Annotated in this window: 16 protein-coding genes; 10 read left to right on the top strand and 6 right to left on the bottom strand. The window is 44.6% G+C overall.

What is annotated here, in order from left to right:
• Window positions 1-27 precede the first annotated feature (27 nt).
• A complete protein-coding gene (locus tag AC07NA_RS14910) occupies window positions 28-2,829 on the top strand; it encodes a M16 family metallopeptidase (RefSeq protein WP_494898364.1) in 2,802 nt (933 codons plus the stop codon).
• Between the two features lie 630 nt (window positions 2,830-3,459).
• Complete coding sequence (locus tag AC07NA_RS14905) at window positions 3,460-6,237, top strand: PAS domain S-box protein (protein ID WP_494898363.1); 2,778 nt, start codon at window positions 3,460-3,462, stop codon at window positions 6,235-6,237.
• A 190-nt stretch (window positions 6,238-6,427) separates the two neighbouring features.
• Here the strand turns inward: AC07NA_RS14905 and AC07NA_RS14900 are convergent, their stop codons facing one another.
• Entirely contained in the window at window positions 6,428-7,390 is a 963-nt protein-coding gene (locus AC07NA_RS14900) for a GlxA family transcriptional regulator (protein WP_494898362.1), read from the bottom strand.
• 110 nt (window positions 7,391-7,500) lie between these two features.
• On the opposite strand from AC07NA_RS14900, the gene AC07NA_RS14895 reads away from it, so the two are divergent.
• Entirely contained in the window at window positions 7,501-8,112 is a 612-nt protein-coding gene (locus tag AC07NA_RS14895; RefSeq protein WP_494898361.1) for a DinB family protein, read from the top strand.
• Between the two features lie 126 nt (window positions 8,113-8,238).
• Here the strand turns inward: AC07NA_RS14895 and AC07NA_RS14890 are convergent, their stop codons facing one another.
• A complete protein-coding gene (locus AC07NA_RS14890; protein ID WP_494898360.1) occupies window positions 8,239-10,623 on the bottom strand; it encodes an alpha-L-rhamnosidase-related protein in 2,385 nt (794 codons plus the stop codon).
• 357 nt (window positions 10,624-10,980) lie between these two features.
• On the opposite strand from AC07NA_RS14890, the gene AC07NA_RS14885 reads away from it, so the two are divergent.
• The 6 genes from AC07NA_RS14885 (at window position 10,981) to AC07NA_RS14860 (ending at window position 20,121) form a co-directional block, all read left to right on the top strand.
• The gene (locus tag AC07NA_RS14885; protein WP_494898359.1) at window positions 10,981-11,580 is read left to right on the top strand and encodes an RNA polymerase sigma factor; all 600 of its coding nucleotides are present in this window, start codon (window positions 10,981-10,983) and stop codon (window positions 11,578-11,580) included.
• A gap of 72 nt (window positions 11,581-11,652) precedes the next feature.
• Window positions 11,653-12,588: a FecR family protein gene (locus tag AC07NA_RS14880; RefSeq protein ID WP_494898358.1), complete on the top strand. Its 936-nt coding sequence runs from the start codon at window positions 11,653-11,655 to the stop codon at window positions 12,586-12,588.
• A 157-nt stretch (window positions 12,589-12,745) separates the two neighbouring features.
• Complete coding sequence (locus tag AC07NA_RS14875) at window positions 12,746-16,054, top strand: SusC/RagA family TonB-linked outer membrane protein (protein WP_494898356.1); 3,309 nt, start codon at window positions 12,746-12,748, stop codon at window positions 16,052-16,054.
• A gap of 24 nt (window positions 16,055-16,078) precedes the next feature.
• Window positions 16,079-17,617 carry a RagB/SusD family nutrient uptake outer membrane protein gene (locus AC07NA_RS14870; RefSeq protein ID WP_494898355.1) on the top strand — a complete coding sequence of 513 codons (1,539 nt, stop codon included), beginning with the start codon at window positions 16,079-16,081 and terminating at the stop codon, window positions 17,615-17,617.
• A 71-nt stretch (window positions 17,618-17,688) separates the two neighbouring features.
• The gene (locus tag AC07NA_RS14865) at window positions 17,689-18,741 is read left to right on the top strand and encodes a metallophosphoesterase (RefSeq protein ID WP_494898354.1); all 1,053 of its coding nucleotides are present in this window, start codon (window positions 17,689-17,691) and stop codon (window positions 18,739-18,741) included.
• A gap of 15 nt (window positions 18,742-18,756) precedes the next feature.
• Window positions 18,757-20,121 carry an alkaline phosphatase family protein gene (locus AC07NA_RS14860; protein WP_494898353.1) on the top strand — a complete coding sequence of 455 codons (1,365 nt, stop codon included), beginning with the start codon at window positions 18,757-18,759 and terminating at the stop codon, window positions 20,119-20,121.
• 189 nt (window positions 20,122-20,310) lie between these two features.
• Here the strand turns inward: AC07NA_RS14860 and AC07NA_RS14855 are convergent, their stop codons facing one another.
• From AC07NA_RS14855 to AC07NA_RS14840, 4 genes are read right to left on the bottom strand one after another with little or no spacing between them, the layout of a single operon-like run.
• Window positions 20,311-21,402 (bottom strand): sensor histidine kinase, encoded by a 1,092-nt coding sequence (locus AC07NA_RS14855; protein WP_494898352.1) that lies wholly within the window; start codon window positions 21,400-21,402, stop codon window positions 20,311-20,313.
• A gap of 27 nt (window positions 21,403-21,429) precedes the next feature.
• Complete coding sequence (locus AC07NA_RS14850; protein WP_494898351.1) at window positions 21,430-23,586, bottom strand: sensor histidine kinase; 2,157 nt, start codon at window positions 23,584-23,586, stop codon at window positions 21,430-21,432.
• A 57-nt stretch (window positions 23,587-23,643) separates the two neighbouring features.
• Window positions 23,644-24,753, bottom strand: a complete 1,110-nt coding sequence (locus AC07NA_RS14845) for an Rv1355c family protein (RefSeq protein ID WP_494898349.1) — start codon at window positions 24,751-24,753, stop codon at window positions 23,644-23,646.
• A gap of 2 nt (window positions 24,754-24,755) precedes the next feature.
• Window positions 24,756-25,556, bottom strand: a complete 801-nt coding sequence (locus tag AC07NA_RS14840) for a hypothetical protein (protein ID WP_494898347.1) — start codon at window positions 25,554-25,556, stop codon at window positions 24,756-24,758.
• Between the two features lie 176 nt (window positions 25,557-25,732).
• On the opposite strand from AC07NA_RS14840, the gene AC07NA_RS14835 reads away from it, so the two are divergent.
• Window positions 25,733-26,197 carry a response regulator gene (locus AC07NA_RS14835; RefSeq protein ID WP_494898345.1) on the top strand — a complete coding sequence of 155 codons (465 nt, stop codon included), beginning with the start codon at window positions 25,733-25,735 and terminating at the stop codon, window positions 26,195-26,197.
• The last annotated feature ends 38 nt before the right edge of the window (window positions 26,198-26,235 follow it).

Below are 26,235 nucleotides of genomic sequence, written 5' to 3'. Positions count from 1 at the left end.
TAACGTCCTGATTAAATTAAAATAATTATGCCTTTAAAATTTAATAATAAGCCTTATATGCTGGCGCTTACATGTATTTTATTTTCTTCATTACATACAAATGCGCAAACCATTCCCTTTGATGCCGCGGTGCGCACGGGTAAACTGCCCAACGGCTTTACCTATTACATCCGGCATAACGAGGAACCTAAAAACCGGGTAACTTTTTACTTGGCAAACAAGGTAGGTTCGCTGCTGGAAACCGACGACCAGCAAGGATTGGCTCACTTTATGGAACACATGAGCTTTAATGGTACGGTGCATTTTCCTAAAAACGAACTGGTGAATTACCTCCAAAAAGCAGGTGTACGCTTTGGCGCCGATATAAACGCTTATACCGGTTTTGATGAAACGGTGTACCAGTTGCCATTGCCGTCAGATGATCCTGCAATATTGAAGAACGGTATCGAAATTATGCACGACTGGGCACATGGCGCAACGCTGGATGTAGCCGAGATCAATAAGGAACGCGGCGTGGTGCTGGAAGAAAAGCGTTTAGGCAAAGGTGCCGGCGACCGCATGCGCACCAAATATTTCCCGGTTATACTCAACAATTCGAGGTATGCCAACCGCCTCCCGATAGGAACGGAAGAGGTATTGAAGAATTTTAAACCCGAAGCTATTAAACGTTATTACCGGGATTGGTACCGCCCTAATCTGCAAGCACTCATTATAGTGGGCGATATTGACGTAGCTAAGATGGAGCAGCTGATTAAAGCGAAATTTGCCGACCTGAAAAATCCGCTTAAAGAAAAACCCCGAACCAAATATACCGTTCCCCTTACCGGGAAGAACCAGTTCATCGCGGTAACTGATGCTGAAATGCCGGTGACAAGTTTGGAACTGATGATCAAACAACCTGAACTTCCACTGCATACGGTTGCGCAGTACCGGCAAAATATCGTTCGTCAATTATTCAACACAATGCTTGGCGAACGTTACGGTGAGTTAACACGCCAGGCAGATCCACCTTTTTTAAACGGCGGCGCGGGCATCAATAGCTTTATTGGCGGGCTCGACGCGTACAGCATATCGGTAACCGCTAAACCCGGCGAACTGGAAAAAGGCTTTAAGGCCGTTTGGCGCGAGAACGAACGTATAAAACGTTTTGGTTTTACAGCTACTGAACTGGAACGCGCCAAAACCAGCTATTACAATCAGGTTGAATCGATACAAAAGGAAAAGAATAAAACACCATCAGACAGTTACGTGAACGAGTACCTGCAATACTTTTTGCATGGCACCGCCGCACCGGGTATTGATTACGAATTTAACCTCGTGAAAAAGGAGCTGGCAGGCATCACACTTACCGAACTGAACAGCCTGGCAAAAACCGTATCTAAAACAACCGACCGTGATATCTTATTGATGGCACCGGAAAAAGATAAAGCAAGCTTGCCAACAGAAGCAACTGTAAAAAACTGGATGAAGGATATTCAGAACGAGGGAATTACAGCTTACAAAGATGAAACCAGCACCGAAAGCATATTAAAGAACGAACCGGTAGCAGGTAAGATCGTGAGCAAGCAAAGGGACGGTAAATCAGGTATTACCACCCTCATGCTGAGCAATGGCATCAGGGTTTTGTTAAAGCCGACTGATTTTAAGAACAACGAAATATCTTTCAGTGGTTTCGCACCGGGCGGCACATCCTTGTACAAGGATGCCGATTATCAGTCGGCTTCCGCTGCCAACATGATTCCGTCTTACGGCGTGGGTAATTACAATACTACGGCCATGGAAAAATACCTGTCGGGAAAGCAACTGGGGGTTCAGGTATTTGTTACTGAATGCACACAAAGCATAAACGGTGGCAGTGTTAATAATGACCTGGAGGCGGCGCTGCAATTAATGTACGGCTACATCACCGAGCCACGCAAAGATTCGCTGATGTTCCAGGGGATGATAGCACGTTCAAAGGCAAGCCTGGCTAATCGCCAAAACGACCCGAACAGTGTTTTCCAGGATACCATTAGCGCGGTATTGGGTAATTACAGTGTACGCCGAACCGCGCCTTCTATCGAAAAGATCAGCCAGATGAACCTGGACAGGGCATATGCCATATACAAAGAGCGTTTTGCCAGTGAGCGTGGTTTTACGTTTGTATTTGTAGGCAGTATTGATACCGTAACTATTATGCCCTTGTTAGAGAAATATATTGGCGGTCTGCCGGCCACAGGTAACGTGGAAGAGGCTAAGGATCTGAACATCAACATCCCGGCAGGGAAAATAGAAAAGATAGTGTACAAGGGTACCGAGCCAAAAGCTTCAGTTAATCTCGTATTCTCGGGTGCGTTCGATTACAGTTTTGCCGGCAAACTGAAAATGGATGCCCTTAAGGAAACCTTACAGATACGGCTGTTGGAGCGCCTGCGTGAAGATGAAGGCGGCGTGTATTCGCCGGGCGTACGTTTGAATACAACTAAATTGCCGCAAGGCAGGTTCAGCATGACCGTAAGCTTCGGTTGCGCGCCAGAAAATGTGGATAAGCTGATCGCTTCATCTTTAGATGAGATAGAGAAGATAAAAACAGCAGGCCCGGCACAAGTGAATGTAGATAAGTTTAAGGCTGAAACGCAGCGTTCTATAGAAACTGCGATAAAAACAAATGGCTTTTGGCTGGGTTATTTGAGCAGCCAATTACAGAACAAGGAGGATCTGAACCAAATAGACACCTATATTCAACAGTTAAACACGATTACCCCTGCGGATGTAAAAGATGTGGCAGGCAAATACCTGAACGGAAAAAACTATATCAAGCTGGTGTTACTACCTCAAAAAAGACAATAAATACCAATTTAAACCTCTTCGTTCTTTATATCAGTTAATAACTACAGTTAATTACCATTAAGTGCCCCCGACTGAGAAACGAGGGCGCTTTTTTTATGAATAGAAAATTTGAGGCTAACTTATCCTTTTGGGCACTTTTAAGAGCCGTTAATTGTCATGAGAGTGGATGCGCTTTCTACCACCCTTTTATCGCTCGGTTGTTGAAGGTCTTAATGGCGGTCTGATTCACTTCTTCTGATTGGTAAGCTTTCACAAATTTCTTCACCTTTTCTTCGTTCTTATTATTCTCAAGGGAGCGTTGAGCCCAACCAGTGTGGCAAAGGTGACGTTAATAATAGCTATCGTTATATTTTGGTCGTCCAAAGCATGCGGCAATTGGGGGGCTTGATACATGTTTGCTACAAAAAAATGTTCTTTGTCGCCCGGCCTTAATTTTATAAGATTCGCAGATCAGCATCCAGTGCTCGTATTTACTTACGCAAATAGTAGTCAATATCCTTGCCGAAATTCGGGTAGGAGGGATAAGGTTATTCAAAACTGAGTGACGTCGTAATTGCTCAGGTAGCATACCTTTAAACAAAACCATAATTTTTTGGTTATTTTGCTGACTTAATAACTGCTACGCCGCCTATGCAATTAACCGATGGAGAAGACTTACGCAATATCGTGCTCAATGCGCCTATCGGTATTTGCATAATTGATGCAGATACCCTGATCGCGGAGATCGTCAACGATAAATTTCTGGAAGTGGCCGGCAAACCTTACGAGGCCATATTCGGCAAATTCTATTGGGACGCTTTCGCTGAAGCGCGTACAGATTATGAGGCTGCGATGGCCGGAGTTATTGAAACAGGTGAAGCCTACCATGCTAATGAGGTGGAACTGATGCTGATTCGCCGGGGCCGTGAGGAGAAGGTGTTTGTTACATTTGTTTATGCGCCGGTGATTAACGCGGCCAATAAGGTGACTAAGGTTGCTGTATGGGTGATGGAAAACACAAGGCAGGTGAATGAAAGGCGAACTCTTACCGCACACGAAGAGCGCCTGCGCGCGTTGGTTACCGCTACATCTGATGTGATATATAGCTTAAGCGCGGATTGGGAAGTGATGCGGGAACTGGATGGGCGCGGTTTTTTAAAAGATACCGATAAGCCTATAACAGGATGGCGCAAGCAAAACGTGCACCCTGATGACCTGGAAAAGGTAAACGCGAACATCAAAGAGGCTATCCGTACTAAAAAGATATTTCAGTTAGAGCACAGGGTTTTACGTGCCGATGGTTCCCCGGGCTGGACATTTTCGCGGGCGGTTCCTATTTTGGATAATCGGGGCGAAATTGTTGAATGGTTCGGTATGGCCAGCGATATTACCGAGCGTAAGCAAATTGAAGAAGATTTGCAGGCAGTTAGGGAGCAAACCGATCAGCAAAAACGGGTTTACGAAACGATAACTTCCGGCACGCCCGACCTGATGTATGTATGGGATTTGGATTACCGTTTTACTTACGCCAACAGCGCTTTGCTGACCATGTGGGGAAAAACATGGGATACTGCCATTGGAAAAGGCTTGCGTGAAAACGGTTATGAAGAGTGGCATGCCGCGATGCACGAAAGGGAGATTGACCAGGTTAAGGAAACGAAGCAGTCTGTACGCGGGGAAGTTTCTTTTCCGCATGCAGTATTGGGCAGACGTATCTATGATTATATTTTAATACCAGTACTCAACGATAAAGGTGAGGTGGAAGCTGTAGCCGGTACCACCCGCGATGTTACCGAGCGAAAACAGATGGAACAGGCTTTGGCGCAAAGCACCGAAGAATTACAGGCCATCAATGAAGAAATGGTTGCTACCAACGAGGAGCAAGCCGCATCTAACGAAGAACTGACCGCGACCAACAATGAACTCGCTATTGTTAACCAACAACTGCGGGAGGCCCGGCAAAAGATTGAGGAAAGCGAAATTGCCTTACGTTTAGCCATTGATGCCGCCAATTTTGGCACCTGGTTTATCAATTCGGGCACTCGTGAATTTATTACCGATGCCCGTTTGAAAGAGTTATTCGGCTATTATCCTCATGAGGAACTTTCGATAGAACAAGCCATAGCACAGATCACCGAAGAATACCGCAGCTATGTGGCAAATAAACTGGAGAATGCTATCTATCATAACGGCGACTATGATGTTACTTATCCTGTAATTGGTTTGCACGATAACAGGTTGCGCTGGTTACGTGCCATAGGAAACCTGAAGGCCGATCCTTCAGGTGCTTTCTCAGCGTTTACGGGTGTAGTAATGGATATTACCGAGCAACACCTGGCCGCGCAAAAAATAGAAGAAAGTGAAAAGCATTTCCGTTACCTGGCCGACCTGGTGCCCGCCAAGATCAGTAACGCGCTGCCCAGCGGTGAGCTTACTTTTTTTAATAAGCAATGGCTGGATTATGCAGGTATGAGTTTTGAAGACCTGCGTGATTTTGGTTATCTCCAAATGATGCATCCTGATGAGATTCCGCTTTTTCAGGTACAACTAACTGAAGCCGCGGCAAAAGGTATGGCGCTTGAAAGCGAAATGCGGTTTAAAGATATAAACGGTAATTACCGCTGGCACCTCAATATCGCTTCACCTATACTGAACGAAAAAGGGGAGATCACTATGTGGGTTGGCTCAACAACCGATATACAGCGTATTAAAGAGGAAGACCAGCGCAAGAATGATTTTATAGGAATGGTGAGTCACGAGCTAAAAACACCACTAACCTCACTCAGTGCTTACATCCAGGTAATGCAGGCCAAGTTAGGTAAGTCAGAGGATCAGTTTAGCCAACGCTCATTGGAACAATCTATGAAGCAGGTGAAAAAGATGACCTCGATGATCAACGGTTTTCTTAACGTTTCAAGGCTGGAGTCGGGCCAAATCCCTATTACCAAGACTTATTTTGATGTACAGGAGCTTTTTACCGAGACAGCAGCCGAAGTTGGCCCGATGAATACGACACACCGTATCGAATTTACCTGTAACACATCCACGCAGTTATTTGCCGACCGGGATAAAATTGGTCAGGTGCTGAATAATTTGATCAGTAACGCGGTAAAATACTCCGTTTCGGGCTCAAAAATTTCCGTGAATTGCAGTGCCGAAAAAAATCAGGTAATTATTGCGGTAAGCGATGAGGGGATAGGCATTAAACCTGATGACATGAAGCATGTGTTTGACCGGTATTTCCGAGCAGAAATTCAGGGACATATTTCCGGTTTTGGAATCGGTCTGTACCTCTGTGCCGAGATCATCAAACGCCATGAAGGGAAAATATGGGCTGAAAGCGAACCCGGGCAAGGTTCTACCTTTTATTTTAGCTTGCCGGTGACTGTTGGACATACCGAAGTGATTGATCGCCTTACTCAAAAATAGCGCGCAATTTGTTTCATAACACGTTAACCATATCAGGTATTTGATACGCAATTGGCATTTCTAAAAAGAATGATATTAAGCGATGCCATGTAGTTCTTCGAATTACATGGTTAGGTTTTCCGGAATATCAAACTAGCCGTATTACAGGAGCAGGCTCTCAGCTATGGCAAACGAAAAGAGGATTTTCTTTTTAAACAGCGTCTTTATTATAGCGATTACGGTATTCCAATGGTGAAAGTCCGGTGATCTTCCTAAATACTTCTCTAAAAGCTTTCAGGTCGGTATAACCAACTTCGTACATAACTTCATGGATGGTTTTGCGGCTGGTTTCAAAAGCTTTTTTGGCAGCCTCTATTTTTACACGTTGCGCGTATTCAGTAGGAGTGTTACCAGTGGCTTTAATGAAACGGCGGTCGAAGTTGCGTCTTCCAATGGCCAATGTATTGGCCAGGTGCTCGGTGGAAACCCTTTCCTGAATACTGTTCTCGATCAAACCCTGCGCTTTTTTGATCAGTTCATCGTTATGCGTTTTTTGTCCTTTAAAAACAATGAAGGAAGACTGGCTGTTGCGGTCAATTTCTATTTGGAAAACTTTGGCGCAATAGATAGCGGTTTCACGGTCGTAATATTTTTCTACCAGGTATATAACGAGGTTTAGGAATGAGTATGCGCCGCCGTTGGTGTAAATGCCCTGCTCATCGGTGATGAGCTGATCGGTTTGCAGATTGATTTTAGGGTATAATATTTTTAAGCGATCAGCTGCCGACCAGTGCGTAGAACACCTTTTACCATCAAGTAAGCCCGCTGCCGCCAGTAAATAAGCGCCGGTACAGATACTTGCTACCGCCGCACCCTGCTTGTACTGTTGATCGATCCAGGCTATCAATTCGCCATTAACGGCAGTAGATTGCTCATAATTATGGTTCAGCGAGGGAATGATAACGAGATCCGTTTTTTTGATCTCGGAGATATGCTTATGAGGCTTTGCCGTGAACAGCCCACCGTAAAAATCTACACTTGCTGAAATACCGGCCAGTTCGACCTGGAAAACCGGTTTACGATAGGCATTGGCCCGGCTGAATATTTTATAAGCGCCTACAATACTGCTCAGATTATTTTCGCCGTTGGGCACCAGGATGGTCAGGTGTTTCATAATAAACTTGTTAATCGTATAAAGATAAGGTGTTTATAATGTCCAAATCAACCCGTTAGAATGTCTAAATACCACCCTGTCTGTATGTTTTATGGTCGGTACATTTGGTTATGAAAAAGATAACCATCTGTTTACTATATGCATTAATACACTTTAATGCCAGGGCGCAGCAAAAAATAACCACTATGCTTACCTCACAAGAAAGGGAAAAGGCAATCCTATTATTGACACAGACCGACTCTGCCGTTTTTGATGCGGTGAAGGGATTGAGCGAAACGCAACTAAACTATAAACCGGCTGCCGATAAGTGGAGCGTGGCCGAATGTATCAAACACATTGCCGCAGCTGAAAAAGAACTTTGGGCCATGGCCGAACCGATATTAACACAGGCACCCAATCCCGGGAAACGGATCGATATTAAATTTAGTGATGATGAGCTGATTAAGGCCGTGGAAGACCGCACCCATAAATCAAAAACCTTTACCGCGTTGGAGCCCGCTAATTCGCCCTATAAAACCGTTGCGGAGGCTTTAACCGCATTTAAGGCCAACCGTGCAAAATTGATCGCTTTTGTAAAAAACACAAAGATTGATCTGCGCAATCACGTGGTGGTGCTGCCTGTTGGTACTTATGATAGTTATCAGTTTATTTTACTAATTGCTGCGCACAGTGATCGCCATAGGCAGCAAATAGAAGAAATAAAAGCAAATGGTGGGTTTTAAAGCTTATGGCACAAGTTTATTGACTATATACAGCGTTTTAAAATCCTATCAGGCGTTAATTGCTTTTTTTGAGACGAAAAAACTTTGCTGCGTTGTTATAGAAAAACTTGGCAATGTAGCCTTTACTCAAATCGTAAACGTGTTTTTGCCGGCTTTTAACTGATGCTTTTTCCCCTTCCAGATAAATGTCCCGGACGTCTCTTCAGGAAGGCAGATCTTGATCTCCCATTTACTTTCTTTCATTGTATAAAACACATCTATTTTACCATTCGGATGTGGCATTGAACCGCTAATGTTTTTTATTTCACCTAAATGCGGCGTTATCCGGATGCTTTGAAAGCCGGGAGAATCGCTGTCAATTCCAAGGATTGTGCGATAAACTTCAATGTTTGGACTGGCTCCCCAGGCATGACAATCTGATCGGCTAACCTGTGGATCGGGTTCTTCAGCCCAGGTGCTCAAGCCAAGTTTCATATCATCCCGCCACACGTCAAGCCAGGAAAGGTATTGGTCTCCTAAGCCTGCTTTCGCTAAAGCGAGGTGCAAATAATATTTAAAGTAGATGGAACATTGGGCAAGTGTGGTATCATGCAGCATTTTATTTGCTAATACAGCCCAACTTTTTTCAGGTGCAGCGCCGGTTAATATAGCCAGGCTATTGGCATGCTGGGAAAATGAGTTTTTCGCCGACGTTTCTGCAAAAAGTTGTTTCTGTTCGTCCCAATATTTTTTTCGGATGGTTTGTGTGAGTTGCTCCGCTTTTTTATGGTATTGATCAGCATAGGCTGGCATACCCAGTTTAGCTTCCATTTGCGCGGCCCACTGGTAGGCCCATAAAAACTGTAAATCTAATACCGAAGAACAGCCGTCGGTTCCTTTGGGCGCGTTACCACCGTCCCATCCATGGCCGTTTACCCAATCAGCATATGTCCAGAAGGGTACATCTTTTAGTGATCCGTCTGCCTGCTGGTATTGTTCAAAGAAACCGAGAACAGCCCGTTCCCCGGCAAGCTTGCTTTTGATGAAATTTTCATCGTTACGGTACATCCAGTAATCATGCAACATACCAATATACCACAATGAAAAACCCGGTATTATCTGGTTGCCATTGCTTGGCCATCGGCTTTGTGTTATGCCTTCGGGTAAACGGGAATTATCGATCTGATTGATGGCATTGCGGGCAAGTGTATCGTTACCTGCATTGTAATAGGATACCATGGCCTGTATGCGTGTATCACCAATGTATTGCAACTGTTCATAGTAAGGGCAGTCAAAATAAGTTTCCCCTGCGCATAAACGGGCTGTACGCCAGCCTATACTCAAAATCTCTTTTAATTCTTTATCATCAGTGTTTAATGTAGCTTTCAATTTAAAAGGATACCCGGTAAAGGTTCCATAAATATCATCGATAGTTAGGGGTGTATTGCCGGTTCTGATAGTCACCTGAAGATAGCGGAAGGTACGCCAGTTTAGCGTTGTATACGTTTGCCCGGCCTCGCCGTTAGAGATAAGACTGTCTGCACGACCGGAGAAGTCTTTTCCCTCTACTTCATTCCGGTTGCCTTTCCGTCTTCGGCCTGTTGTACGCTTTTCATATAATGTTTCCGCATACCTCACTGTAATACTTGCGGCTTTACCTTCGCTAAAAGCAAGGTTCAGGTAGGCATTAGTTAATGTATCCTGATCCAATAGTAACCTAACAACTGTATTCGCCGGAATGGTCAGCGGAACTTTCACTTTAGGAAATCCGGAAGGTACTTCCATACCGGTTGCCTTTCGCAAGGTCGAAATTCGCTGATTAATCAGTTCCATCTGCGGTAATGGCGAAGGTACCAGCATCCAGCCAAATCCATCACCGCGGCCTTTGGGCTGCGCCTCAAAAAGCTCTTCGGGGGTACTCCATTTACTGTCATCAAAGTCAGCTGTTTTCCAGGCCGTGATGAGCTTGTTCATATCTACTATTTCGCCTTTGCTGGCAGCAATCGGGAACCAGCCCGGGAACGGCTGGTAGGCTTTTTCCTGTATACATTTCCAGGTTTTATTGGTATTAATAATATCTTCGTTCTTACCTTCTCCCTGAACCATAAAGGCACTTCGGAAACTGATTTGCGCTACCGGGCGAAATTGTGCTTCATTGAAAACCAGCGCAGCAACCGTGTTCTTCCCCTGTTTAAGGTAAGGTGCCAGGTCAACTGTTTCATAATTCCATGAGTACATGTCACCACGGGTTGGCCCCAGTGAAACCAGTTTTTCGTTAACATACAATTTGTATCGGTTGTCGGCAGAAACATATACCTTAAAAGTGGCGGGCCTTGAATCTAAGGTGATATTTTTGCGGAAGTAGTAAATGCCATACTCTGTTCCCGTGTTGCCAGCCACCGCTATCCAGTTTGCCGACCACGCATGAGCCGGATAAGTTGGAATCTGCGCATTTGATTTCACTGTAAGCAAAATAAACAACAGTGCGATCATCCCTAAACGGAGATATGATCTGTTAAATAAATTTGACATATGGATTTTTCTATTGCAATGATAACTTCTTTTATTACCAAATCTGCAATAACTGATCTTTAAATAGTGTTCAGGCTGGCCTGAGCATGCTGATTATGTTATTAAGAATTTCCTGTAGGATGCGAAAAATGATCAGGTTGTGTCTCTTGATTTTTCTCCGACAGGAAAATATCTTCAACTTTGCAGGAAATGTATAATCACTAATTCCGCATTTACGGGTTTGGGTTGACATGAAGTTCTTTCGGTATTTTTTACGTTCCGCGTCCTGATTTTAAGCGGACAGACGTTAAACCGCCCGAACAATATGTGTATTTCTTAAAATTAACTTAACATTGGCGTGGTAAATTTGGCGTTGATATGTTTCAGGAGCCACAATCAGATACTACATTATTATACTTGATTAAGGATGGCGACCACGCTGCATTCGATCTCCTGTTTGATCGCTATTGGGAACGGCTGTATAACGCTGCCTTTGCGCGTGTTGGCGATGATGCTGTAGCCCAGGATATTGTGCAGGAGCTCTTTATTAATATATGGCAACGCAGAGATGTTTTAACTGTACAACTTTCGCTGGAAAGTTATTTGTTTAGCGCGGTGCGCTTAAGTGTGATCAGCCACTTTCGCTCACGTAAGGTTAACGAGGTAAGGCTTGAAGATGCCATGCACCGTGTAGAATACCTCGAAAGCGCTGTAGACACTACAGCTGATTATCTTGAACTGGAAAAGACCCTTGCCGAAGCAGTTGACCGCATGCCCGAAATGTTACAGAAAGTATACAGCCTGCGCAGCGAAAATAAAACGGTAAAAGCTATAGCCGGCGAATTGGGCATAGCCGAACAAACTGTAAAAAACTACACGGCCGAAGTATCCCGCAGGTTGCGGAAAACGATCATCGAAAGGCATCCCGAAAAGCAGGCTACTTATTTGGCCATCATTATTGCTCTGCTTCACAATTAATTAATATAAGTTTAACGGTAATTATAAGTACTTCCGGCGGTTTTCAGCGACATGTAACTGAAACACCACAGGATGAACATAGATAATTTTAAAGAAAAACTGCAAAGATATGAAGCCGGTACAGCCAGCGAGGCCGACCGCGCGATCATTGAAGCGTGGTACCGCTCCTATCAGCCCGAAGAAAACCAGGTAAGTGACCCGGTAAAATCAGCTGCCATAAAACAGGCTATTCAGCTAAATATACACAAGCAAACCGCTGCAAAAACCATACGCCTAAACTTCTTCTACCGTATTGCCGCAAGCGTTGTGCTCCTTATCGGCGCGGCATGGCTGGGTTATTCGGTTTTTAAACCGGCGGCTCCCGAAAAATTCAACATGGTAAAAACGGGCACAGGCGAACTGAAAGAAGTAATGCTTCCGGATAGTTCGGTGATGTGGGTAAATGCTATGAGCCGCGTAAGGATAAGCGAAGACTTTAGCGGCCGTTTCCGTAAAGTATATATTGATAACGGCGAAGCATTTTTCAAAGTAAAACATGATGTGCAACGCCCCTTTAGGGTTTATGTACCCGGCTTGCAGGTTCAGGTATTAGGTACGTCCTTTAATATCAGTGCCTATTCGGGTATGCCCGAGGTGCGGGTAGGGGTGGCCACCGGTAAGGTAGCGGTAATGTTTAACGATAGTACCATTGCTATGCTCACACCCGCTAAAGAACTTTCGTTCAACCGCGACAACCATATTTACAATCAACACAATGCCGACGTTGGCCAAAGCCAGGGCTGGCGCGATGGCCGTACTTACCTTAACCAGGCCAGCTTTGCCGAGCTGGCGGTTGTGGTGAGCAATCTTTATAATATCAAATTAAAGCCCGCCAATCAAAAAGTAAATCATTACCAGTTTACGCTTCGCTTACAACGCGGTATGCAAACAAGCGAGGTGCTCAATGCCATCAGCATTATTCATAACACGCATTTCAGAAAGGAGGGGAATGAAGTAGTGCTCTATTAAGAGAATTAACCGGCTTCCGTTGCTCCGGAAACCGGTATTAAAATTTACGCAGGTACAGGTTTGCCGACCTTGCCTGCAATGCTTAGCAACTCATTTAGTATTAATTACAAAGCCATTCAAAAATATGATTTTTTATACAAAAACGTGGAGACAGTTTATGCGTATCACCTGTTTATTACTTTCCATATCTATAACAGCGCTGCTATCCGTAAGGGCAACCGACCTTAGTGCCCAGGGCGTTAAACAACGTGTGGATATCTCCGTTCAAAACGAGAACCTGTTATCTGTTATTAAAAAACTGGAGAATAAAACCGGTTTAACCTTTGCTTATGACAACAATTACCTGAAGCTGTCTGAAATACCGGCAAACCCGAGGAATTACAGTAACCAATCGCTCGAAACCATTTTGTCGGCCATATTTAGCGGACATAACATTGGCTTTAAAGAACAGGCCGGTAACATACTGTTGTTCAAACAGGAATCGGGCAAGGTAACCGGTAAGGTGACCGACGAAAACGGGTTATCGCTGCCCGGTGCATCGGTAAAATTAAAGGGTACCACTTACGGTATAAGTACTGATGTTAACGGAAACTTCAGCCTTACCGTGCCCGAGGGCGAATACACAGTCACAGCAAGCTTTATTGGTTATAATCCAAGCGAGAGCCGCATAACCGTTAAGGGCAACCAAACCACCGTTGTAAACCTGAGGCTGAACGCAGGCAACCAGTTAAAAGAAGTAACCGTAAGTTACGGTAAGCAACGCGCACGTGAAGTAACCGGCTCCATCGCGCAGCTGGACTCCCGTCAGTTAGAGGACATGCCTGTTAACCAGTTCGCGCAGCAATTACAAGGCAAAATTGCGGGCGTACACGTGGCGCAAACCAGCGGACAGCCCGGCCGTGGTGTAGAATTCAGGATACGTGGCGCGGCATCATTTTATGCCAGTAATCAGCCGCTTTTTGTGGTAGATGGTAACCCTATAACAGGGAGTATCAATAACATCAATCCGTCTGAAATTGAAAGCTACAGTGTACTGAAAGATGCTTCTGCAACAGCGCTTTATGGCTCACGTGCGGCAAACGGTGTTATTTTGATCACCACTAAACGCGCTAAACCCGGCGATGCCAAGATAGAATTTAACGCCAACTACGGCGTGCAGAAAATACCGTCAGAACGTGTACCAAAAATGATGGATGCCCAGGGTTTTGCTCAATACATGAAAGAGAAATTTGAGGATGCCCGCAAATATGAAACCAATTATACCACCCCAACTCCGGAAGAATATCTTAACCCAGAACAATATGGCAAGGGTACAGATTGGTATAAACTGCTCACACGTACGGCACCTATCCAAAACTATGATCTTACTGTGCGTTCGGCAGGTGAGCGCTCTTCAACATCGGTTATATTGGGTTACCAGGAGCAGCAGGGTGTTTTGATCAACACGGGCACCAAGCTGTATTCGCTGCGCATCAATCACGATCTTAGCCTTGCCAATAACAAAATGAAGGTGGGCTTTAACGTTGCGCCAAGCTATCGCCTTGATCATAACAACCGCCTGAATACCGATGGTGTAGGTGGTTTGTTCGAGCGTATATTTGAGGCAAGTCCTCTAAAAACGCCGTATAATGAAGATGGTACTTATAACCGCGATACTTACTCACCGGGTATGGTGGCCTACATTAACCCGCTGGCGCAGTTCAATCTTACGCAAGATGATTATAAAACTACCCGTATTTTAGGTAACGCGTACCTTAATTACGAGTTTTTGAAAGGCCTTAGCCTTAAAACCAATTTTGCTGTTGATAAGGGTGCCGAAACACGTAAGTACTTTCAATCGGGCGTGGTAACATCTACACCGGGTAAAGCTACCGGCACAAGCAGTTCAATTGATAACGGTTCGTACACTGCGGAAGGAAACCTTGTATATAACAGAAGCTTTGGCGATCATAACCTCGAAGCGCTGGCAGGTTATTCGGTACAAAAATTCAGTAGCAGCAGCAACTCGCTAACCGGTGAAGGTTTTCCGGATGATGAGATCCCTTACCTTTCTGCCGCCTCAACCATCACCGCGGGTACAAGCGGCTATACTGCCTATTCCTTGTTATCAAGCATAGCCCGTATCAACTACAATTATAAAGGCCGTTACTTATTGCAGGGAGCTGTTCGCCGCGATGGTTCTTCGCGCTTTGGCGATAATCAAAAATATGGCACATTCCCATCGGTATCAGCGGGCTGGATTGTTAGCGATGAGAACTTTATGAAAGATTACTCTTTTATCGACTTGTTTAAAATTCGCGCCAGCTATGGTATAACTGGTAACAACTTCTTTGGCAACTACGAGGCGCAGGCTACCATTGGTAAATATTACTATGTAAACGGCGGTTCATCTGTTCAGGGGCAAACCATCAACCGTTTGCAAAATACCGAGCTAAGCTGGGAACGCAATAAGCAGTTCGATATAGGTTTTGACTTATCACTGTTAAAAGATCGCCTGCATATTACGTATGATTACTACCGCAAAACCTCGGACGACCTGATCATGAACCGTCCGATACCAAAGGCATCGGGCTTTGTAAGTATACTGGATAATGTTGGTGTGATCTCGTTATGGGGCCATGAGATATCAGTAAACAGTACCAACCTTACCGGTGAACTGAAATGGACCAGCAGTTTCAATATTTCTTTCGACAGGAACATCATCAAAAAATTGGTTAACCCAGGCTTTATCCGCCGTAACAACACGGTATCGTCTGATTATTTCCGCCAGCAGGAAGGTCATCACCTCGGTGAGTTTTATGGCTTCGTGTTTGAGGGATTATATAAAGACGCGGAAGACCTGGCCAACTCGCCGAAATATGGTACAGCATCTGATGTGGGCACTATCAAAGTTAAAGACATTAACGGCGATGGTAAAATTGATGATGTGAACGACCGTACTTTTATCGGCGACCCTACGCCAACTTTCACCGGCGGTTTTACCAATAACTTCGTTTACAAAAATTTCGATCTGAATATTCATACTTCGTTTTCGGTAGGCAGCAAAATATTAAATGCAGCCAAATGGGCGTACCAAACCAATATGGATGGCTCACGTGTAATGCTGGCCGCCGCAGCCGACAGATGGCGTTCGCCTGAAGACCCGGGTTCGGGTATTTATCCGCGTACCAAAACAGGTACTACCGCTATGGGGCGCCAGGTGAATTCGCAATGGGTTGAAAATGGTTCGTACTTCACCATTAAAAATATATCGCTGGGCTACCGCTTTAATATGAATAATTCGGTATTAAGCAGCTTGCGTGTTTATGGTTCGGTACAACAGGCATTTGTGTTTACCAGTTACAGCGGTTTAAACCCCGAGATCAACTTCGCGGGCCAGGATCCAACGCTGGGTATAGGTATTGATGAAAACGCTTACCCTATTCCCAGAACCCTGTCGTTCGGTTTAACAGCAACTTTTAAATAACAGCCACCTAATTAAACATACAACATGAAAAAAGTATATATACTGCTCGCGACGCTTGTAATATCGGTTTCGTCATGCAAAAAGGATTTCATTAACCTAACCCCCGAAGATTCGTACAACGGCAATACATTTTATAAAACTGAAGACCAGTTTAAGCAAGCGGTAATAGCCGCGTATGCGCCGTTACGTAACGTGTTGCTGAACGACTACTTCACCTCCGAAATGCACTCGGATAATACCATTTACCAGCCATACCCAAGCAACCGTGGTACTGCTTATTTGCAGCGCGAAAACCTGTCGGACTTTACCAATAACTCAAGTAATGACTATGCAAACGCCGTTTGGGAACATTGCTACAATGGTATTTCACGTACCAATATCGTTATTGAAAGATTAGCGCCTATGAGCTTTGACCCGGCCGTGAAAGCGCCTATAGACGGTGAGGCCAAATTTTTACGTGCGCTGTATTATTTCAAATTGGTACGTTTGTTTGGCGCGTTGCCGCTGTTTTTGAAGGAGGTTAAAAGTCCGGAAGAGGCTTTTATTAACCGCACGCCTGTTGACGCGGTTTACCAGCAGATAATTGCAGATGCTACCGACGCTATCAATGAATTAGCAGCACCGGCTAAGTTTCCGCAAACAGGCGCGGCCACTAAAGGCTCGGCTACTATGCTGCTGGCTGAAGTATATGCTACGCAGAAGAAATGGGCCGAAGCCGAAAAACTGCTTAACACACTGGCCGGTATGGGTTATGACCTGAACGAAAAATACGCCGATGCCTTCTCACCGACCAATAAAAACAGCAAGGAATCGTTATTTGAAGTGCAATATTTGCAGGGTAACGCGCTGGGTACTACACCAAACCCGCTTACTGCGCAGTTTTTGCCACGTACTACCAATGCCTCCGTGTTAACCGGCATTACTGTTAACAACAGCGGCAACGCAGGCTGGAACACCCCCACCCAAGACCTTATTGATAGTTACGAGGCCGGTGACCAACGCCTGGATGCCTCTATAGGCATAGTTGAAGGCACGTACACCGCCAGTAACCTCTTTACCTATTCGGCTAATAAAAGCGTGGTTAACTATGTGCCTACAGCCGGTAAGGTTGGCGTGCCTTATATCAAAAAATATTTGCACGCGCCGCTCCTTACTTCTGATGGTTCAAACGATAATTTCCCGATCTACCGCTATTCCGACGCGTTGTTATTATTGGCCGAAGCGCAGAACGAGCAAGGCAAATCGCCAATGGAAGCATTGAGCAAGGTACGCCGCAGGGCCGGGCTTGATCCGGTGACAACTACAGGTCAGGCCGCGCTTCGCGATGCCATCATCCACGAACGCCGTGTTGAACTGGCATTTGAAAACCACCGCTGGCACGATCTGGTACGCACAGATAAAGCGATAAGCGTTATCAATGCCTTCGGCGCGAAGCTGAAACAACAGGTATCGTACCTTTCGTCTGACGCTTACAATGTACAGCCATATATGCTGATACTACCATTGCCGCAGTACGAAGTAGAGCTTAACCCATCGGGCATTATCCAAAACCCGGGTTACTAATTTATTTTTCCCTCTGATCCGGCAGGAGCGTTTTCCTGCCGGATTACCATACACTGCCTCAAAACATGGATATGAAAAATATTAAAAGAACATTATTAGCAGGCGTAAGCGGCGCATTAATGATAGCCAACGCGCATGCCGCCGCAATACATATCGACAGGGCAGATCATTCCTTTGTGTTTATCGATACGGTTTTAAATACACCGGGGAAACCCGCCGTGGTTAAACCGGGCGACTTTAGCATAGCGGTGATACCCGATACGCAATACTACCTGGCACAGGCGCAATTGGGCGGTAACTTTGATATGTTTAAAGCACAGATAGCCTGGATCCAAAAAAATCAGGTGAAGGAGAACATTGCTTATGTAGCCCACATGGGCGATATCACCGAACATGGCGATAACCCGGTTACGGCACGTTCGGAATGGTATTTGGCCAAGACCGCGTTATACGGACTTGAAAACCCGGTGAGCATCCCTTATGGTTTAGCGGTTGGTAATCATGATCAGCATCCTTCGCAATACCCGGTTAAAGGCACTACCAATTTTTACAATAAATATTTTGGCGTGCCGCATTTTGAAGGTCGCCCTTATTATGGTGGTCATTACGGTAATAACAACGACAGCCATTACGACCTGTTTAGCGCAGGCGGCGTAGATTTTATCGTTGTGTTTTTGGAGTATGATGTATTCAACGAAGATCAGGCCGGTATGTATGCCTGGGCTAATGAAATACTAAAAAAAAATGCCAACCGCAAGGCCATTGTGGTAAGCCATTCCATACTGCATTTTAACCCGGTTAAGGGGAGTAATGAGTCACCTGCGCCGTTTAACAGCTCGGGCAAAGCCATTTATGAGGCTTTGAAGGGTAATGCTAATTTGTTTATGATGCTGTGCGGCCACGTGGGCGATAACGGCGAAGGCTACCGTACCGATGTATATAACGGACATACCATAAAAACTTTTTTAAACGATTACCAAAGCCGTCCCAATGGCGGTAACGGGTTGATGCGTTTATATAAATTCTCGATAAAAAAGAATGAACTAAGCGTAAAAACCTTTTCGGCCTACACCAACGAAAACGAAACAGATGGCGACAGCCAGTTTACCGTACCGCTATTTTAATAAAACATATACATAATGAAAAGAATATTTAAAAGCCTTGCTATCATTTGCCTGTTGACCACTTCAATGGCCAAAGCGCAGGAAAAACATGTAGTATTGATCAGTATTGACGGCCTTCGCCCGGAGTTTTACCTCGACCCGGCATGGGGAATGGTGAACATTCGCCAGGGCATGCATACGGGTGCTTATGCCGAGGGTGTCCGCGGAAGTTTCCCTACAGTAACATACCCCTCACATACCACCATTATAAGCGGGGTGTTACCTGCCAAACATGGTATTTATTACAATACCCCGGTTGAGCCTTTAGGTATTACGGGCAAATGGTTTTGGTATTATAAGGATATCAAAGTACCTACCTTATGGACAGCTGCTAAAGATGCCGGTTTAACTACAGCCGGTGTAAGTTGGCCGGTTACCGTTGGTGCACCGATAGATTATAACCTGCCCGAATATGTCATTCTGCCAAAAAATAAGGGTGAAAAGAAAGACGAGATTAAGGCGCTGTACGATGAATCGAACCCCAAATCGTTATTTGATGAAGTGCAGGAAAATGCCATAGGCAAAATCAGCGAATATGGCGCGGCGCTTAACGATTATACTAACGACCAGAACAAGGCACGCATGGCTGCTTACATTCTGCGTAAATACAAACCCGCGTTTTTGGCCATCCATATCGGGCTTACCGATCATTTTCAGCACGAACAGGGTCGCGATGGCGATAAAGTTCGTTCGGCGGTGGTTGGTGTTGATGTGGCTGTTAAAACCATTATGGATGCCGTAGAAATGGCCGGATTAAACGATAATACCACTTTTATCATTACCGGCGACCATGGATTTGTTGATATCCATACACAGTTTAACCCTAATGTAATGCTGGCGAAGCTGGGGCTGTATGATAATGCGAACAAAGATGGCTGGAAAGCCTACTTCCAGGCCAGCGGCGGCTCGGCATTTTTGCACCTGCGCGACCCTAAAGACAAAGCAACGCTTGAAAAAGTTAACAAAGCTTTAAATGAGTTGCCTTTATCTGTAAAAAAATTATTTCACGTTGTTGACAAGAAAGCACTTACCGAAGCTCAAGGCGACCCCAACGCGGCACTGGCACTTGCAGCTTACCAGGGTATTAGCTTTGGCGCTACAGCCGGTGGCGAATTATTAACCGCGGCAAAAGGCGGTACACATGGCTATATGCCTACCGACTTTAAAGAGATACAAACCGGTTTTGTAGCTTTCGGCAAGGGTATTAAACAAGGTGTTGTATTACCACTGATAGGCCAGGAAGATGTAGCGCCTTTGATCTCGCACTTGTTAGGTCTTAACCTGAAAGCCGATGGCGTATTATATCCCGGTATATTGATACCTGTGAAGGCGGGCAAATAGTAGTGAGAGAAGGATTATAATAGTTTTAAAATATTGAACAGGAGGGCCTGGGTTTTGAACTTGGCCTTTCTGTTTTTTTAGCCCGGTTATCAGGGATTAATGATGGCGTACATCGCTTTGCACAGTAGATGGGGGCACGAGCCTGAATGAATTTCTACAAACAACTTACCTGTTAGGTCTTATCACCCTCTAAGACCCAATTGATGGAATAGTTACCACGAAAGTGGAACCTTGTTCTAAAACAGAATCTACCTCTATTTTTCCGTTTAGTTTTACCAATGCGCTTTTAACGTTGTATAAACCCAGACCCGATCCAACCTCCAGTGAATTAGATCTGTAGAACAGTTTAAATATTTCAGTAACGTGGTTGGATATGATGCCTATCCCGGTATCTTTTATAGAAATTTTCGCGACATTATTGTTCACCTCGATGATCACCTCTACAGATTTATGGTTACTGTTCCTGTCCTGGTACTTAAAGGCATTGGATAGCAGGTTACTAAAGATAAGCCTCAACAACGCATAATCGCTTCTGAATACCTCACATATTTTGGTTGTGATTGTAAAGCTTACGCCGTTTACTTTCGCCAATACCGAGTAGATCGCGTTTAGTTCGCCGACGATCTGGTCAAAATCGATAGCTGTTATCTTTAACTCGCCACGTTGCAGGCTATAATAATCGTGCATGCTTAATACATAAGCCTCCATTTTATTAACCGATTTTTTCACCAGCGAAAGCATTTCCCTGATCTCGGTGATATCGTCTATCTCATTAGCCAAGTCTATGGCCCCGATAATGCCGGATAAGGGGCCCCTGATATCGTGACTAACACTATAGGCAAACTTGTTTAGTTCGGTATACGCCCGCTGTAGTTCTTTGTTTTTAAGAATGAGCATGGAGTTGGCCAGGTAAAACTTGTCGGCCTCGGCAATGGCGCCGCGGATATCCGTTTCTGTCCATGGCTTTTTTACAAACCTGAATATGTTTCCTTTATTTATCGCGCCTATAATGGCCTCTACATCGGTAAATGCCGTCAGCATGATGCGTACGGGCAGGGGATACTTTATCCTGATCTCCTCAAAAAAGTCGACCCCGGTAAAGCCGGGCATCCGTTGGTCGCAAAAAACAACACGTATTTCCGGATGGTTTTCCAAATGTTCCAAAGCACCGGGCATGTCTACGGCAGTCAGTATCTGGTAATCCAGCCTGAAAGATGCTTTGAAGCCCATAAGATTATTAGGCTCATCATCGAGGTAAAGGATAGTTATTTTTTCCGGCACGTTATTAAATTAAAAAAGTGTTATCAACTATTGGTTTATTGGTACTGGTCCAGAAAAAATGGGGATTTCCAGGATAAATTCGGTGCCTTCACCTATAGTACTGGAAACACTGATTTTTCCATTGTGTTTTTTTATAATATTGTATACGATAGACATGCCCAAACCGGTTCCTTCACCAACCTCTTTTGTGGTGAAAAACGGTTCAAAAACTTTCTGTTGTGTTGCCGCGTCCATTCCCACTCCGTTATCTTTTATAGCTATCTGTATATAATCGTTATTAACGGCGGTAGTGATGGTTATTTCACCGCCATCCTGATCGCCGAATCTTTTTTGAATAGCATAAATGGCGTTGGAAATGATATTGAGGAAAGCCTGGTTCAATTTACCCGGGTAGCATTCGGCATTAGGCAGTTCGCCGTAAACCTTAACTATCTTTATTTTGTTGTGCAACAGGTGTTTGGCCAAGAATATGGTAGAATCCAAGCCCTCGTTAATATCCGCGCTCTTAAAATCATCCTCATCCAGCCGCGAAAAAAAGCGCAGCCCTTTCACGATCTCCGCGGTTCGTTGCGCGCCTTCGTTGATACCATTGATCAGGTGTTTGATCTCCTCGGTTAAGTAATCAAGATCAAGCTCTTCTTTATAGGCCTTGATCTTTTTTTCCTTCTCGGCAGATGTCAGGTCCGACAGGCCTACCGATTCAATGGTTATCAACGCGTCCATCATCATATCGATATCCCGTTTTAAAGGGTTTACGTTTGATGTGACGAAATTGATAGGGTTATTGATCTCATGCGCGATACCCGCGGTCAACTGGCCAAGCGATGCCATTTTTTCGGCTTCTACCAGTTGAGCTTGTGTTTGCTTCAGGTCTTTAAGTGTGCTGTTCAATTCCAGGTTCGCTTTGCTTAAAGCGGTTGTACGTTCGGTTACTTTTAGTTCCAAAACTACATTTTGCTCCCGTACTATCTGCTCATTGTGCTGAACCACCCGGAGAACTTCGGCCTGGGTTTTTTCTTTTTCAGCCTTCAGTATATTTATCCTGTCGGCAAGAGCTAACGACAGCAGGATCACTTCCATCGCAGCACCTATAGGCATGGTGTAATTGGTATAACTGTTATAAGGCAGTACACCCAGGTTACGCATTACAAACAGTACCACGCCGGTAAAAAACATCGTCCAGGCCAGTAAAAAGAATTTTGCGGGCCTGTAGCCTTTGAACGAAAGCCTGATGATTACGATATAAATGCTTACCGTTACAACCAGGGCGCTCACATCCGTCATCCGGTAACTAATGAGGGAGTAACCCATCAACCGCACTACAATGGTGGCCGCGTATAACAAGGCAATGAATATAAATACATTAGCCATTCGCGGCATCTTTTCTTTTATCCCCAAAAATGACTGCGCAAACAACGCAAAGCTGATACCACCCAAAGCGTTGAAAACGATAATGCCCATGTTAAATAGGGCAGGAGAATTTGGAAAGAGGAAACGGTAGGTATAGCCCGAAAGGGAAGTTTGCGTTAACGCGATAAAAAAGGCGTAAAGCACATAATACAGGTAACTAATGTCTTTTGTAGAAATAAAAACAAAAGTGTTGTAAAAGATCATCACCAGCAATACCCCTACAAGCAGGCCCCAAAGCAAGTCGCGTGTTAATTTGGTTTCGGCTATATGCTGTGGTGTACCTAACACAAGCGGCAACACCATCTGTTCGTTACTCCTCACTTTTAGATAGAATGTAGCGGTGCTGTCTTTTGGGATATGGATATCGAAAATGAAATCCTGGTGCTTATATTTTCGTTGGTCAAATCTATTTCTGTCGCTCAACGCGGTAATGCCAAAGCCGTCTTTCAACGGATAATAAAACTCGCATACTTCGAGGGTAGGGTACTCCAAACTGAGCAGTAATTGTTTTGCATCGCTTTCGTTCTTAATAGTAAACCGCAGCCAAAACACCGATGTGCTGAGCTGCATATTAGGAACTTGCGTTTGCGATTGAATGAATTTGGATGAGCCGCGTACCAATTTAAGATCCATACGCCCGGTACTATCTTCTAAAATGGATACCTGTTTTCCGATTACCTCATTTTCTCCTTTAAAAACTATGGTTTGCTGTGCTATTGCCTGGTGCAGGCATATCATAGGAAGAAATAACAGGCAAAGCCAGAACTTAGTCATAATTGCAGAACTTTAGGTATTACAAGGTTTAAACGGGTAGCGGGTGCCTTAGGTTGGCTATTGATCGCTTATTATTTCATCAAGGTCGATATAGTACCTGCCTGAATCGTGGAATTGGTTAAGCAGGATACGTCTGCTAACGTCGGTTGTAGCTGCACCACCCAGTGTAACGGATGATGCTAACTGCGGCCAGGTATTTATGGTTTTTCTGATCTCCAGCATAGATGATTTCAGCCGGGCCGACATCGTATCGGCACCTACTATTTTCAACACATAAGGAATTTTTTCCTGGTTGCTGAGGTTTTTAATGCTTTCAGGATCAAGACCATCGGCAAGCCCGTGCAATACGGCCCTATTCGGTTCCAAATCAAAACGCTCAATATCCAGCATGCCCCGGTCGTTCGTATCCATAATTACCGGTATCTGCAAATCACGGGCTTTATAACGACTGATTATTTTAATATCCAGGCCGTCGCAAACCTCCACGAAAAGATCCAATTTTCCGCCTCCCAGAAAAAAGTCATCCATGTTATCTTCCTGTAAACCATCGCTGAAGATCTTCACATTAAAAAATGGATCCAACTCCAGTATCTCCCTTGCCGCTATAACGGTTTTATTCACACCCAGATGATGGGTGCCTGTCCTGATGCGGTTAAGGTTACTCAATTCGGCGGTATCGAAATCTGCCAGCCTGAGCTCTCCACAGGTACGTTCCATGGCAATAGTTAAAGCTATCGACTGGCCTACTGACAAGCCTACAATACCGATCTTTTTTGTTTTGAGGATGTTCTGCTCCTCTGAGGTGATCTTATTCCGGTTGCGGTTGGTGCGCACTTCAATAAATTCGTCTTCATCTAACAGGTGCACCAGCCTGCGGCTCCAGGGGTAATACACCCAAACGCCGTATTCCGATATGTCTTTTCCGGATAGGTGCTGATTGATCAACGCCGGGTATTCTTCATCGCTGATCATTAAAGAAGGATTCTTGCTTTTTACCAGTTCCTGAAGCTGCCCGTAAATTTCGTCGCAAACAAAATAAACCGATTGATTTTCGAACAACAGATCGAAGTTTTGCTTATCAAGAGGATCGCCCAACCTGAATAGGAGCGGTTGATAATCGTTCTTTGTATCCTTGAACGTCTTCAAAAAATCTGGTATATTGTTCATGTTTATCCTTGGTTAATAACGGCTCCGAAATGTGATGTAGCCCCTATGGCCGATTCAATGGCCCAGGCTAAATTCCATTGATCAAGTTTAGGGATTTGAATTTTAAAATCAATACTGATTTCCCGATTTTTTAATTCGTTTATGCTTAGGTTATTGGGGCCAATTCTGAGTCTTTCTATCATCTCTCGATCCTCCTGCTGTGCCTTACGCAGGTCATTCGTATCTTTCAGGATCATCGCGGTAGCTATCAAATCCAATTTTGGATAATAAAAGGTACCCCTGTTGCCAATGCTTTCAACCAGTTCCATCCCGCAGTTCACTACAGGTTTAACGGTATACGGCGCGCACAATGCAAAGAGCGAACGGATACCCAGTTGTGAGGCCATCGCTATCAGTGTTCTGATCAGTAAAGGTGTGCCTATACCGTAGCCGGCCAGCGTTTGTGAATTCCACAAACCGCATATTTCCCCGGTGCCATGAAGCGCCTGTTTTTTAACCAGTTCGTAAATACTTGGGTCCATTGCACCTGTGGCCTGTTCAATGGGTAAAGCCTCCGTACCACCGGCTACCTGCACTCTTCCGCCGCCGAATACCTCACTGCCGTCCAAAGATTCAACGATGATGACAAATGAATTTGGATTTATAGCCCAGGCGTTTTTAGAGGAGGTAACTTTGGTAACACCAATGCTGGTTAAAACCTGGGTATGGCCGGTGATAAACCGTTCGCAGGTTTCCGGTTCGTCAATTGCCCTGAATGCCCTGATCCTTACGTTGGGGCCTTGTTTTGTTCCTTTATCTGTCATTAATAAACGTTCAATGGATATCTTAAATAACTGCAAAATTATCCATTATGGCAAAGCTACGGGGTAATGAGTACAAAAAACAACTTTACAGTAACAATACGGTAAAAATAAGACGACACGCTGACCAAATAACTTACAATGCTTAACTTTACAGCAAGTAAAATGAACGATGCCGTATGACAGAAAAGAAGATCACTGTGCTTTATGTGGATGATGAGGAGAATAACCTCTTTTCTTTTAAAGCGACGTTCCGGATCAAATACAATGTACTAACCGCGTTGAGCGGAGATGAGGCGCTAAAAATACTTGCCGAAAAAGCCGTAGATATTGTGATTACCGACCAACGCATGCCGGAAATGACAGGCGTAGAGTTTTTAGAAAAAGTGCTTCAACAGTTTCCGGACCCTATGCGGATACTGCTTACCGGGTATGCCGACATGACCGCCGTGATAGATGCGGTAAACAAAGGGAAAATATTTCATTACCTGGCCAAACCATGGAATGAAGCAGAACTTGACGAAACCATCAACTCGGCATATGCCAAATACCTCGAAAAGGCCGAGCTTAAAGACATCAACGAAAAACTGGAAGTATCAAATGATCAGCTTGAATTTTTGTTGAGGCAAAAATTGCTTTCCTGAACGGTTGTTTCTGCTTGTGCTTGTTTGTAAGCACAACA

The sequence above is a fragment of the Mucilaginibacter sp. GW821-FHT07G05 genome (genome assembly GCF_059418565.1).
The sequence above is the reverse complement of the archived record's forward strand: the minus strand, read 5'-3'. Positions and strand labels throughout refer to the sequence as shown.

Coding starts and splice junctions, on each gene's coding strand:
- AC07NA_RS14910 (WP_494898364.1), top strand. CDS start 28: ATGCCTTTAAAATTTAATAATAAGCCTTATATGCTGGCGCTTACATGT.
- AC07NA_RS14905 (WP_494898363.1), top strand. CDS start 3,460: ATGCAATTAACCGATGGAGAAGACTTACGCAATATCGTGCTCAATGCG.
- AC07NA_RS14900 (WP_494898362.1), bottom strand. CDS start 7,390: ATGAAACACCTGACCATCCTGGTGCCCAACGGCGAAAATAATCTGAGC.
- AC07NA_RS14895 (WP_494898361.1), top strand. CDS start 7,501: ATGAAAAAGATAACCATCTGTTTACTATATGCATTAATACACTTTAAT.
- AC07NA_RS14890 (WP_494898360.1), bottom strand. CDS start 10,623: ATGTCAAATTTATTTAACAGATCATATCTCCGTTTAGGGATGATCGCA.
- AC07NA_RS14885 (WP_494898359.1), top strand. CDS start 10,981: ATGTTTCAGGAGCCACAATCAGATACTACATTATTATACTTGATTAAG.
- AC07NA_RS14880 (WP_494898358.1), top strand. CDS start 11,653: ATGAACATAGATAATTTTAAAGAAAAACTGCAAAGATATGAAGCCGGT.
- AC07NA_RS14875 (WP_494898356.1), top strand. CDS start 12,746: ATGCGTATCACCTGTTTATTACTTTCCATATCTATAACAGCGCTGCTA.
- AC07NA_RS14870 (WP_494898355.1), top strand. CDS start 16,079: ATGAAAAAAGTATATATACTGCTCGCGACGCTTGTAATATCGGTTTCG.
- AC07NA_RS14865 (WP_494898354.1), top strand. CDS start 17,689: ATGAAAAATATTAAAAGAACATTATTAGCAGGCGTAAGCGGCGCATTA.
- AC07NA_RS14860 (WP_494898353.1), top strand. CDS start 18,757: ATGAAAAGAATATTTAAAAGCCTTGCTATCATTTGCCTGTTGACCACT.
- AC07NA_RS14850 (WP_494898351.1), bottom strand. CDS start 23,586: ATGACTAAGTTCTGGCTTTGCCTGTTATTTCTTCCTATGATATGCCTG.
- AC07NA_RS14845 (WP_494898349.1), bottom strand. CDS start 24,753: ATGAACAATATACCAGATTTTTTGAAGACGTTCAAGGATACAAAGAAC.
- AC07NA_RS14840 (WP_494898347.1), bottom strand. CDS start 25,556: ATGACAGATAAAGGAACAAAACAAGGCCCCAACGTAAGGATCAGGGCA.
- AC07NA_RS14835 (WP_494898345.1), top strand. CDS start 25,733: ATGACAGAAAAGAAGATCACTGTGCTTTATGTGGATGATGAGGAGAAT.